The organism is Radiobacillus sp. PE A8.2 (assembly GCF_045635475.1).
GTDB lineage: Bacteria > Bacillota > Bacilli > Bacillales > Amphibacillaceae > JBJGXI01.
The window spans coordinates 107,849-119,706 of sequence record NZ_JBJGXI010000008.1 but is presented as its reverse complement, the minus strand read 5'-3'; the positions used below and the strand labels follow the sequence as shown (position 1 = coordinate 119,706).

14 protein-coding genes are annotated in these 11,858 nt (G+C 36.9%); 4 read left to right on the top strand and 10 right to left on the bottom strand.

The window, feature by feature from the left end; genetic code table 11:
* Nucleotides 1-39: 39 nt before the first annotated feature.
* From ACI6MV_RS06725 to ACI6MV_RS06715, 3 genes are all read right to left on the bottom strand, one after another.
* Entirely contained in the window at nt 40-1,749 is a 1,710-nt protein-coding gene (locus ACI6MV_RS06725; RefSeq protein WP_407269484.1) for an ABC transporter ATP-binding protein, read from the bottom strand.
* Between the two features lie 348 nt (nt 1,750-2,097).
* Nucleotides 2,098-2,493: a VOC family protein gene (locus ACI6MV_RS06720; protein WP_407269483.1), complete on the bottom strand. Its 396-nt coding sequence runs from the start codon at nt 2,491-2,493 to the stop codon at nt 2,098-2,100.
* Between the two features lie 126 nt (nt 2,494-2,619).
* The gene (locus ACI6MV_RS06715) at nt 2,620-3,327 is read right to left on the bottom strand and encodes a DNA alkylation repair protein (protein WP_407269482.1); all 708 of its coding nucleotides are present in this window, start codon (nt 3,325-3,327) and stop codon (nt 2,620-2,622) included.
* Between the two features lie 266 nt (nt 3,328-3,593).
* On the opposite strand from ACI6MV_RS06715, the gene ACI6MV_RS06710 reads away from it, so the two are divergent.
* On the top strand, nt 3,594-3,944 hold the full coding sequence (locus tag ACI6MV_RS06710) for a MerR family transcriptional regulator (protein WP_407269481.1): 351 nt from the start codon (nt 3,594-3,596) through the stop codon (nt 3,942-3,944).
* Complete coding sequence (locus ACI6MV_RS06705) at nt 3,937-4,389, top strand: SRPBCC family protein (RefSeq protein WP_407269480.1); 453 nt, start codon at nt 3,937-3,939, stop codon at nt 4,387-4,389. The genes ACI6MV_RS06710 and ACI6MV_RS06705 overlap by 8 nt, the downstream gene beginning before the upstream one ends.
* Nucleotides 4,390-4,549: 160 nt before the next feature.
* Here the strand turns inward: ACI6MV_RS06705 and ACI6MV_RS06700 are convergent, their stop codons facing one another.
* The 3 genes from ACI6MV_RS06700 to ACI6MV_RS06690 form a co-directional block, all read right to left on the bottom strand.
* On the bottom strand, nt 4,550-4,921 hold the full coding sequence (locus tag ACI6MV_RS06700) for a VOC family protein (protein WP_407269479.1): 372 nt from the start codon (nt 4,919-4,921) through the stop codon (nt 4,550-4,552).
* Between the two features lie 313 nt (nt 4,922-5,234).
* Nucleotides 5,235-6,101: a permease gene (locus ACI6MV_RS06695; RefSeq protein ID WP_407269478.1), complete on the bottom strand. Its 867-nt coding sequence runs from the start codon at nt 6,099-6,101 to the stop codon at nt 5,235-5,237.
* 77 nt (nt 6,102-6,178) lie between these two features.
* The gene (locus tag ACI6MV_RS06690) at nt 6,179-6,502 is read right to left on the bottom strand and encodes an ArsR/SmtB family transcription factor (protein ID WP_407269477.1); all 324 of its coding nucleotides are present in this window, start codon (nt 6,500-6,502) and stop codon (nt 6,179-6,181) included.
* Between the two features lie 156 nt (nt 6,503-6,658).
* Between ACI6MV_RS06690 and ACI6MV_RS06685 the strand changes: the two genes are divergently transcribed.
* Both ACI6MV_RS06685 and ACI6MV_RS06680 read left to right on the top strand, forming a co-directional pair.
* Entirely contained in the window at nt 6,659-6,838 is a 180-nt protein-coding gene (locus tag ACI6MV_RS06685; protein ID WP_407269476.1) for a small acid-soluble spore protein H, read from the top strand.
* A gap of 105 nt (nt 6,839-6,943) precedes the next feature.
* Complete coding sequence (locus tag ACI6MV_RS06680; protein WP_407269475.1) at nt 6,944-7,240, top strand: HesB/YadR/YfhF family protein; 297 nt, start codon at nt 6,944-6,946, stop codon at nt 7,238-7,240.
* A gap of 45 nt (nt 7,241-7,285) precedes the next feature.
* Here ACI6MV_RS06680 and ACI6MV_RS06675 read toward each other — a convergent pair whose 3' ends face one another.
* The 4 genes from ACI6MV_RS06675 to ACI6MV_RS06660 form a co-directional block, all read right to left on the bottom strand.
* Nucleotides 7,286-8,404 carry a pilus assembly protein TadG-related protein gene (locus ACI6MV_RS06675; protein ID WP_407269474.1) on the bottom strand — a complete coding sequence of 373 codons (1,119 nt, stop codon included), beginning with the start codon at nt 8,402-8,404 and terminating at the stop codon, nt 7,286-7,288.
* A 124-nt stretch (nt 8,405-8,528) separates the two neighbouring features.
* Nucleotides 8,529-9,452, bottom strand: a complete 924-nt coding sequence (locus ACI6MV_RS06670; RefSeq protein WP_407269473.1) for a type II secretion system F family protein — start codon at nt 9,450-9,452, stop codon at nt 8,529-8,531.
* A 4-nt stretch (nt 9,453-9,456) separates the two neighbouring features.
* Nucleotides 9,457-10,422, bottom strand: a complete 966-nt coding sequence (locus ACI6MV_RS06665) for a type II secretion system F family protein (protein WP_407269472.1) — start codon at nt 10,420-10,422, stop codon at nt 9,457-9,459.
* Nucleotides 10,422-11,858 carry a TadA family conjugal transfer-associated ATPase gene (locus ACI6MV_RS06660; protein ID WP_407269471.1) on the bottom strand — a complete coding sequence of 479 codons (1,437 nt, stop codon included), beginning with the start codon at nt 11,856-11,858 and terminating at the stop codon, nt 10,422-10,424. Before ACI6MV_RS06660 ends, ACI6MV_RS06665 begins: the two co-directional genes overlap by 1 nt.

The following is an 11,858-nucleotide window of genomic DNA, read 5'->3' as shown; positions in this document are numbered from 1 at the left end:
TTGTTTTACCATTTATAATAAGCTACCCACTTTTGTCATTTAGTATTGAACACGGTGAAGCTGTGCAAAGATACCATTTTTAGCAATTAACTCTTCATGTGTTCCTTGTTCAGCTACGCCTTCTTCTGTTACAACGATAATGCGATCTGCATTTTTAATTGTAGCTAATCGGTGAGCGATTACTAATGTTGTTCTATTTTTAGCAAGCTCCGACAATGCCTTTTGGATAATCATCTCTGTGGCCGTATCTAAAGCCGAGGTAGCTTCATCCAATATAAGTATCGGCGGGTTTTTCAGAAACATTCGGGCAATAGCTACACGTTGCTTTTGTCCTCCTGATAACTTCAGGCCACGTTCCCCTACTGGCGTTTCATAACCTAATGGTAGCTTCTCGATAAATTCGACTAAATGAGCTCGTCTTGCAGCTTCTTCAATTTCTTCATCTGTTGCGTCGCGTTTACCATAAGCAATATTTTCTTTTAATGTACCCGTGAATAAAAATACATCTTGTTGAACAATTCCAATTTGTGAACGTAATGATTGCATCGTCATATCACGGATATCTATTCCATCAATTTTAATCGATCCTTCGTCAACATCATAAAAACGTGGAATTAAGGAGCAGATCGTTGTTTTCCCTGCCCCAGATGGACCGACAAAGGCGATCGTTTCTCCAGTTCGAATCGATAAATCAATATTTTTCAGTACGGTTTTGTGCTCATCATAACCGAATGTTACGTTATCAAAACGAATATCACCAGTTAAACCAGCTACCTCAACAGCATCCTTACTATCCACTACTTCTGGTTCAGTATCCAGCATTTCAGTGAATCGTTTGAACCCTGCCAAACCTTTCGGATATAATTCCATCAATGCACTAACCTTATCCACTGGTTTGATCAATACATTTACATATAAGACAAACCCAACCAGCTCGCCAATCAGTAGTTGACCATCATACGTTAACCACGCACCATAAACTAGCACAGAAAGAATAATAAACCGCGTCATCATGTAAATACCAGAATTACCGTAAGACATGACTTGATAACCACCAAGCTTAGCTCTTCTAAAGCTACGATTATCTTTTGTAAAACGAGCAATTTCATATTCTTCGTTTGTGAAAGATTGTACAACGCGAACACCAGATACACTGTCTTCTACTCTGGCGTTAACTTCTGCAATCTCTCCATACATGTTTTTCCACGCTTGATTCATCTTAATATTGCAATAAACGATTAACCAAACTAAAAAAGGAAGCACAATACATGTCACCAAGGCAAGTTCCGGATTGACGCTAAACATAATCCAAAACGCACCTACAAATGTCATAATTACAATAAACACATCTTCCGGACCGTGGTGCGCCATCTCTCCAATATCAAATAAATCATTCGAGATTCGGCTCATAATATGACCGGTTTTTGTATTATCAAAAAATCGATATGATTGCTTTTGCACATGTTTAAATAGCTGCTGTCGCATATCGGTTTCTATATTAATCCCCAGCTTATGTCCCCAGTAATTCACGATGTACTGCAAAAATGTACTAAGTAAAAATAAGAACAATAATCCAATACTCACCCACATAATGGCTGTCCAATTTTCTGATGGTAATAAATCATCGATAAACCTCTGAACCGCTACTGGAAAAGCTAATTCTAATAATGCCACAAACACCGCACACGAAAAATCAATAATAAATAAACGCTTATGCGGCAAATAATAACTAAACAAGCGACGAATCACAAGATGCACACCCCTTTTATAAAACTAAACAAGCATAAACGGATTATATGACTATTCTTATGGAATGGCAATGATTGCATACTAAAAAACACGCACAAATATTGAATTAGTCATATTTGTGCGTGTTTTAAATTGGTAAAATATTTTCCCTTAGTATACACTTTATCTAGCTTTTAAAATGTAAACATCATTCATTGTGGCATTTTTATAACCCGCCCACTTTCAATACCTTTTATAACCTATCCGCTCCAATATCGGTAATGCTGAACAGATGGATAGGGACCTTAGAAGGCCGATACTGTTCCATTGCTAACTTATAATAAATAAAGTAATTTCATCTTGCATGGGTTATTTTGCATTCTCATCTGGTTGATGAACACCAAATATATTTCCTTCTGTATCGATATAATATCCTTGCCACGCCATTCCCGGAAGCGCGTATTTTGGCAATGCTACCTTTCCACCAGATTCTAGAATTTTGGATTCAGTTAAATCGTAATCCTCAACTCCCATTGTACAAGCATAGCCATTCATAGGTTGTCCTAATTCCGGTGTGGCACTTTGACGCTGCATCAATGCACCATTAATACCAGGTTCTTTGTCATCTCCAGTTACAGCACCACAATAAGGCATACCAGTATATTCACTCCAGTCTTCAAAGGTCCACCCAAAGACATCACCATAAAATTTTTTTGCCCTCTCCATTTCATCTACATGAATTTCAAAATGCACTAATCTTCCCATAATTTCCTCCTAATTATTAAGTGAATTTCCCCTATAGCAATCTAGTTGTATGTCTTTCCTATCAAAATACCATCACTCTTTTTCATTATTGTAGCAAATGTATAACTTTATACAATTTTCGTAATTCTAACAAATACACGTCTTCCTCTTCATCCCAATTCGGTTCTTCGCTTCTACCTTCTTAATATAATCCTTGGCGAGCGGAACTTTGCATGCGGTATTTCCTACGTCTACATGTACTTTGCCTATAGATTCTCCTACTTGTTTCGATTTTTCGGTTAATGCAGGCACATAGGAACCTACTGCAATCACAAAAGAATTCATGACATATCGAACTCGATTCCGTTCTTCGTGTACAGTATTTTCAACTTTATCCAACAAAGAGCTAATTTCATCGATGTCCAACTCATCATCAGGAGCAATCGACAAATAGTTAGCATACGTACTCCAACCAGCAACTGCGATCATTTCTTCATCTGCATTCAACCACTCTCTTGCTAATTCAAGGGCATAGTCACTTTCAGCTGTAACTTGTGCAACGGTATATTCGGCTACCATATACCAGTAGGCTTTGGTAATCCAATTCTGTAAAGTTTCTTTTGAGATTATTTTTGGGTTAACAGAAAGTCCAGCCAAATACATCGCATCATGATTTTCAGAATTGAATAGTTGCAGCGCCAATTCATGATCCTTTTTTACATACTTAACAAGTTTTTTTAAATCACCAATCTTAACTCCAAAATAAGGTTCTTTTACCCCGTGATTTTGATATATTTTCTTCGTTTGCTCAGAACCTAATTCTTCAAGCTTTTGCATAATTTCTTCGTAAGTCATGCTTCGACCTCCTTATAATTGTCTTTTATGAACTCTATATCTCAACGTAGTCTTTAATTTAGCTGATTCAGCATACGTAACATCCGAAAGATCAGCTTACATATCCCCATGTCCAACTATAGGTTTGTTATAATTATTTCAACTTTATAGACCTTTTGTCCTTCCTGAATACGTATTTAGTTTTAAAATAATCCTATTTAAATAAACGAATTGACACTGTGGTGCACCCCTCAGTTTATACTTGTAGGGAGAGGAAAGTGAGAGGCATGTATAAGATAAGTGAATTTGCCGAAATCACCGGGCTAAGTAAAGAGACACTCCGCTACTATGCAGAAGTGAATCTCCTTGAGCCTGCTTACATTGACCCGCATAATAACTACCGATATTACGATGATGGTAGCTATTTTTTAGCAATCCTTTTAGGAAAACTAAGGCGGTTCGGGTTTACTATCCAAGAGATGATTTCTGTGATGGAGGACGAATCGTTTTATCACTTAGAAGATTTATTAATTCAAAAGAGGAAGAAAATTCAGCTGCAAATAGAAGATCTTCGCAAACAAACGGAGGAGATTGACGATTTTTTAGCATCTGGTAGGGAGGATGAAAAAGATGATTGAATGGAAAGAAGAAACGCTAATTGATACTGATATAGGAACGGTCTGGAAGTTATTTTCTGATGAAAACATTAAAAAAATCATGCCAAAAGTTGAAGAACACACATTAATGGAAAAATCAGAAACAGAGGTAGGCGCCAAGCATCAACAAACATACCGGGAAGGAAAACGGATTGAAACATACACCGTGGACACACTGGCATACGAAGACACTCCAAATAAAAAACTAAAAACAATTAGCTTTATCATTGGAAAAGCGTTCGAAATCCAACTTAGCTTCATCCTTGAAAAAATCGATGACAACCATACGAAATTCATTTATACAGGGCATAACAAAGGAGTCAACTTTGTTGGTAGAGCAATGATGAAGCTCGCAAACAAGAAAGGGAATCAACAAGTTGTTCACGAATTCATGAAAAGAGTTAACCAAGAAGCGATGATGTTATGAGCGCTTTGAATGGATAATACCGAAACGGGTTTTGTTCCAGAATGTTATTAAAAGGGAAACAGAAGTAAATCTCTTTGGAATTTATCAATTTGATCAGTTACTTAACAGGGAAAAGGCGCATTTTAGCGCCTTTTCCTGATCGACATAGTTATTTTTTCACTTAACGGTGTTGATCGATTAATACTGGATTACCGTCTGGATCTAACATTGTAATATGTGCTGGTCCTTGTGTAGATTCATCGGCTTCCTCTATTAATGTTACTCCCTTTTTCTTTAAACCTTTTTGCAGTTCTCGAATATCCGTAAAATCGTCTACGTCTTCAGCATTGTGATCCCAGCCTGGATTAAACGTCAAGACGTTTTTCTCAAACATTCCTTGAAATAGACCAATCACTGACTGCTCATTCTTCATGATTAGCCAATTTTGATTAATATCTCCACCTAAAGTTTTAAATCCCAAGTTTTCGTAAAATGCTTTTGAACGATGAATATCTTTTACATTTAAGCTTACAGAAAATGCTCCTAGTTTCAACGTGTATCTCCTCCTTCAAGTCGTCTTCACTATATTGTTAATCCTTCATCCATGCTTGAAAATACAAGTATCACAAACCGTCTTCCAGTTTTGCGATATGTCAATCTCTTATTATAGAATACCATTAGACATACGTATTGAAAAAGGTAGTATTAGCTATAAAAGCTAATACTACCTTTCGTCTATTTCTTCGCCGCTTCTTTTTCTCCCTCTTTACAGCAGTCATCCTTCACTTCTTCAATCTTGATTTGGCAGCAGCTGTCATGTTTCGATTGTTTTTTCTTTAATAAGTTGAACATGGACGTCACCTCCTTTAGATAAGATAAAAGATAAATCCTGAAATTGTAGACATGGCGATAACGGAGACAACAAACATGATCACTAATTCTTTCTTGAATATTGATTTAAGCAAGATTACTTCTGGTAAGCTCGCCCCAGCAGAACTAATCATCATCGCCATTACTGGTCCAAGTGCCATACCTTTTAAAATTAATACTTGCGAGATTGGAATCATGCTCGATAATCTTATATACAAAGGCACACCGACGATCGCAGCAATTGGAATCAGCCACCAATGATCCGCACCGAACACAGTTGAAATCCATTCTGTCGGAACTAACCCGTGTATAATAGCCCCGATCGCTGCGCCAATAATTAAATACGGATAAACACTTTTCATTAAATCGATCGTTTCTCTTATAGCAAGTTTAAAGTTAAATTTGTGATTCTTTTCTTCGTAACCAGTCATCATCACGTTTTTTACCGCTTTTTCAAACCCTAAAGCATGCAGTGTGAAGCCGATGATGATCGATAAGACTGTTGTCACTACAATATAAATCGCAGTTACTTTCCATCCAAAAATCACACCCATAATTGTAAGGATCGTGGGATCCAAAACAGGTGATGCGAATAAAAATATCATGACAATGTCGAATGGCATTTTCTTTTTTAACATGTTTACAATAATCGGTATTGTCGAACACGAGCAAAACGGCGTAATGAATGCAAATATTATTGCGGCACCAGCTGCCCATATTTTATTGCTACCAGAGATGTGTTTTTCAATCTTCCCATAAGGTATATAGCCTTGTAACAAACTAATTACAAATGAAATTAGAACAAATAGTACGGTTAACTCCAATGCAATCCATAAAAAGTTTATTATCGTTTCTAACACCATGATTAATCACTCCCATCTAATTAATCAATTTCTTTTGATGTATTAATCAAAAAAAGTTGATGTAACACTTAAAAAAATTACTTTGTAGGACGGAAAAGACAGCACAACTCAGGCGAAAGGATCGCGTTTACTTCCTCTTCATGAAGCTGGTAATAGCTCCACGTTCCTCTTGTCTCTTTTGTTAACAAGTTGGCATTAAGTAAAATCTTCAGATGATAAGACAGCTTCGATTGTGGCATGTCGATGAGTGGTTCTAGATCACAAACACACATCTCGCCTTTTTCCGTTAAAATGTTCATAATCTGTAGTCGTTTTTTATCAGCTAAAGCTTTAAACTTTTTCTCGTATTCAGCAAATGTTTTTTCTAAAGATACATCATATATTTGAAATGTTTCACTCATCTCTGTTCACCCTTTACATCAAATTATTTTGATATACCAATCTTACCATATTTTTCATGCAAGTCAACACTTAATCAAAAAAAGTTGATGAATAGAAAACTCCATTGTATTTCATACTACAAAATGAAATTAATACGATAAGGATGGTGTATGCACTTGAATATCCAGCGCGCAAAGGAAATTGTAGAGTCACCGGTGATGATTAACGTTATGTATGAAGGCAATCCAATTTATATTCAACATGTCGACGAACAAGAAAATACAGCACGAATTTTTCCTGTAGATGAACCCGAACAAGAAAAGAGTGTTCCGTTAGATAGTTTAAAAGAGCACTAATCCATACGACACGAAGCTTTCCATTATGAAGGTTTCGTGTCATTCAAGTTTATTAATAGTCCTTCTTATTTAACTCTGCTATAGTTAAAGTAGGAGGGAATTGACATGGCAATTACAATTACTCAACCAGCAGCAAAGTGGTATATAGATGAAATGGATTTACAAGAAGGCGATTATGTTCGCTTTTTCGTCCGTTATGGTGGTAGTGGCGGCATTGTTTCTGGTTTCTCACTAGGGATTTCAAATGATGAACCATCTAACCCTGCAATGCAAGTAACAGAGCAAGGCGTTACTTTTTATGTGGAGAATTCTGACCTCTGGTATTTTGATGGAATGAATTTTCATATTAAGTATAAGCGTAAGTATGGTGAGATTGAATATGAGTTTGAGGAGAGCAAATAAAAGCCGCTTGGGTAAGCGGCTTTTGATTTTAAGGGTATAATTACTTTATTCCACCAGCTTTGATTCTGATGGCAGACTCGATAGATCTTCAGCTGAAGAAGTTATGTTAATATTTCCTGCAGAGATGTTGAGCCGTTGACCAATAACTCTACCTTTTACATTTAAATTTGACGTTGATATGTTTATAGTTCCGTTAGGTGCATACAATATCCCTTCAACTTCCACGTCTCCAGCATAGATATTTATATTTCCATTTGCGGAGTAGAACGCAACAGATGATCCTGTATTCGTTACTTTACTAGTGCTAAATGTAATATCTCCTGACGCAACAATAATTCCATTGCCCGTAAAGTTACTGGCATTAACATCGAGATTTCCATTTACATATATAGGAGCATCTATATTAAAATTAGGGCCAGTAAATCTTTGGTTTCCCTGATATACTGTCCCTGCAGCTTCCGCCTCAGTTTTTATTTGTTCCGAGAAATCTGGCATATCTACCCACGCTGCAGCACTTTCTTCTCTTTTACCAATATCGACACTGCCTGCGTAAATATTAATTTTAGAACCTTGCACTGTATCCGTAACTTTGACCTGCGAACCGCCTGTAGTTAACGTCTTAACAGCTTCCACTGATCCTGTTACATCTAACACAGAAGGGTAAATTTCTAATTTTGAATTAGAATGAACACTACCATGAATTTTTATCATGCTTGCACTAGAAAACAAACCTGTATCAGGATGGCCTGAAAAAAGTGCATAATCAAATGGACCACCTGGGCCTACTTTTGCCGCAACTGCACGTGCAGACACATTTGCATCTGTAAATCCTAACACTCTCGCAAAAGAGTACTCAACATTTTTAGTAGCTATAACTTCAATTTTGTTTGGATTATTATTTTCTGGGTTTATTTGTGCATTTTCTGCTCCATTTACTTGTGCGTAATGTGTTGCTGTATTTTTAGCATTCGTCTGATTTGGTAAATCTTGTACTCCTGCAAGTGCTGCGGCATCCGCAGCATTTTGCAATTTAGTTTTAGTGAACTGAACCATCCCAACATCTATCGCCAAAGCAGCAAAACCCATTAAGACAACCATAACTAGAGAAAAAAACACAAGCGTATTTCCATCTTCCTTTTTAAAAATTCTCCAAATTTTTTTCATTCATATCCCTCCCTTTAGACAGAAGATCCTCATTTTCGAGGAGCAATACTTCCCTATTAAGTATGATGCATGTCTATGAGGTCGATAACGGTAAGTAATCACACATGCGCAAAGCGCTTACTTTCTACATTTCTCCAAAGAACCCCATCAAGTTAATTAATACTGGACCTAACAAGACGATAAAAATACAAGGGAAAATAAATAGTATTAAAGGAAACAACATTTTGACAGGTGCCTTCATTGCTTGTTCTTCCGCACGCTGCTTTCTTCTTCCCCTCACCTCAACGGATTGGACTCGAAGTATTTGCACCATGCCAATTCCAAGTTGCTCAGCTTGCAGAATACTTCCAATTAGAGATTTGATATCATCTGTAAAAAGTCTGCTCCTTACGCCTGATAACGCCTCTTTTCTCGTTTTTCCTAATCTCATTTCTTCTAAGCAACGTTGAAATTCTTGGGACAATACCCCTTGCCTCTTTGCAACCACTTTACTCAGCGCGGAATCAAATCCTAACCCCGCCTCAATACTTACTGTTAATAAATCTAAAAAATCAGGAAGTTCTTTACTCGCTTGTTTTTGTCTAGCATTCGTTTTCTGATTCAAATACATCGTTGGTAGATATGCACCTACACCAAGCCCTATAAGCAAAAATAATATGATAATACCAATTGAAAACTTTAACATTGCTGCATATAACACCAACAGTACTGGCAACGATATTAAGAGTAAGTTTTGTACAACTCGAAACTCAATTGGGGTCATTCCAAATGGACTTCCTGCCTGTAGCAATTTGTACTCGAGTTTATCTTGCTTCTCTTTTGTTAATCTTTTTTTGAAATTACGTTGAAGTTGGTTCCAGATTGGTGCTATTACTCGTTTAGAAAAGGAAAGCTTTTCTTGTTCCATCTCTTTCCCTTTGCTCTCTTCTCCAGTATGTTGAAGTACTTTTGATATACGATTAGAGACAAGTTGTTTCTTTTCCTTACGCATCACTAGCATACCGAAGATAACTAATAAAATTGTAATGAAGTAACAAATTTGCAGCATTCGATCACACCTCAATTGTTGTTATCTTACGAATGAGTAAAAATCCAATAGTAGTTGATATACTACCAATAACGATTAAGACAATGCCAATTATATTTGTAAATAACGTACCTATATAGTCTGGCTGAATCATAAATAAGAAAACTCCTAAAAACACGGGTAATAGTCCCACAACCGTTCCAGATATTCTCCCCTGCGCTGTTAGTGTTTTTATTTGCCCATGAATTTTGATGCGTTCACGTATGGTATCTACAATCTTCTCTAAAACAGTAGCAAGATTACCACCGACTTGCCTTTGAATGACAATTGCTTGGATCATAATGTCAAGATCATCACTAGGCATACGATCTTTTAAATTATTTAAAGCTTCTTCTACTGAAGTACCATACTGCATTTCCCGCAGTACTGTATTGATTTCCTCTTTCATCGGTTCCTGCGCTTCACCCATATAAGACTTTAATGCTTGCGGAAAACTAAAACCTGCTCTTAATCCTCCGATAACAGACGAAAGCATCTCTGGTAATCCATTATTAAATGCTTTGAGTCGTTGTTTTTGTTTTATGATTAGCACGTGTTTCGGCAATATGAATCCTGCTATTGCTCCTACTGGCAAGATAAATATGCTGTCAACGATCAAGTATAATAGACCTGCTGTTAAGGCTGTTGAAATCCATTGAAACATAATGTATTCTTCTGGTTTCAGTGGTACACCTGCGCGATTGATTAATGTTTGGATTTTTGCATTTCTATCTTTTGTAAGGAACTTTTTCCTTACTTTCTGTTTTGTATAACTCAAATCAAACGTTAGTTTCTTCCTAGGAGTTTTTTTATCTTCTTGTTCTACTTGTTGGAATAAATAACGGTTAATTCTTTTCTCTAAGACCTTTTCGTTTTTAGTGAAAGCTTTTAAAATTACCCAATAAAACAATAAAGAGGAGAGAAAAACCATGATTATGAGAAAAAAATCCATTAGTTCCACTCCTCTTCACTTATAAAAACAGTAGCCGGAATAGAAAATCCAGCATTTTCAAGACGGTCATAAAATTTGGGTCTTACTCCTGTTGGGATTAGCCTTCCATTAATTGTCCCATTCTCATTAATACCTTTTTGCTCATAGGTGAAGATGTCTTGCAGGACAATAATATCTCCTTCTAAGCCTTGTACTTCAGTCACTTTCGTAATTCGGCGTGAGCCATCCTTTAATCGAGATTGTTGGATAATCACATCGATTGCACCAGCAATTTGTTCTCGGATTGCTTTTACTGGCAAATCTACCCCTGCAAGTAATACCATTGTTTCTAAACGAGAGATCATATCACGCGGACTATTGGAGTGCCCGGTAGCTAGTGATCCATCGTGCCCGGTATTCATGGCTTGTAGCATATCGAGCGCTTCCGCTCCACGCACCTCACCTATAACGACTCGATCTGGTCGCATCCGTAAAGAGTTACGTACTAAATCGCGAATCGTGATGCTACCTTTACCTTCAATATTAGGAGGTCTGGATTCTAATGAAACAATATGTTCCTGGCCTAGCTGAAGCTCTGCAGCGTCTTCAATCGTGACAATCCGCTCATCATTGGGAATGAAATTAGACAATACATTAAGTGTCGTTGTTTTACCCGAACCAGTTCCTCCACTAATGAACATATTTAGTCTAGCTTTGACACACGCATCCAAAAAGGTAGCCATTTCTGCAGTCAATGTACCGAATCTAATTAAATCATCAATAACAAAAGGATCTTTTTCAAACTTCCGTATTGTGATGGTCGGTCCGTTCAATGCAAGCGGAGGAATAATCGCATTTACACGTGAACCGTCTGGCAATCGGGCGTCCACCATTGGACTGCTTTCATCAATTCTTCTTCCAATTGGAGCAACAATTTTCTCAATCACGTTCATAACGTGTTCATTGTCGCGAAAAGTAATATCCGTAAGTACTAACTTTCCTTTTCGCTCACAATATACCTGATTAGGTCCATTTACCATTACCTCAGATACATCCTCATCCATTAAAAGCGGATTTATTGGACCAAAGCCTGTTAGATCATTTATTAAATCATCGACTACTTGTTTACGGTCAATATTGCCACGAAATGATTCATCTTCTTTAATAATTTCCATTGCCATATCGTCAATCTTAGGAAGTATCGAATTTATATCCTCATCAGCTTTCATTTCTTGCAAAATCTGCTTGTGGATTAAATTTTTTAATTCGGCCTGTTTCTTATTTTCTTTTTTAGGCTTGATGACTTTTTGACTTGTCGACGGCGTAGGATTTTCTTGTTTTTTTGTTTTTTCAGTATTAGGAGGTGAAGGATCTACTTTTTCGTTTGGTTTTATGTCTTCAGAAATTCGTTGTTTTTTAGGTGCATGTTTTTCTTGCAGTTTATCTAGAAGACTCAT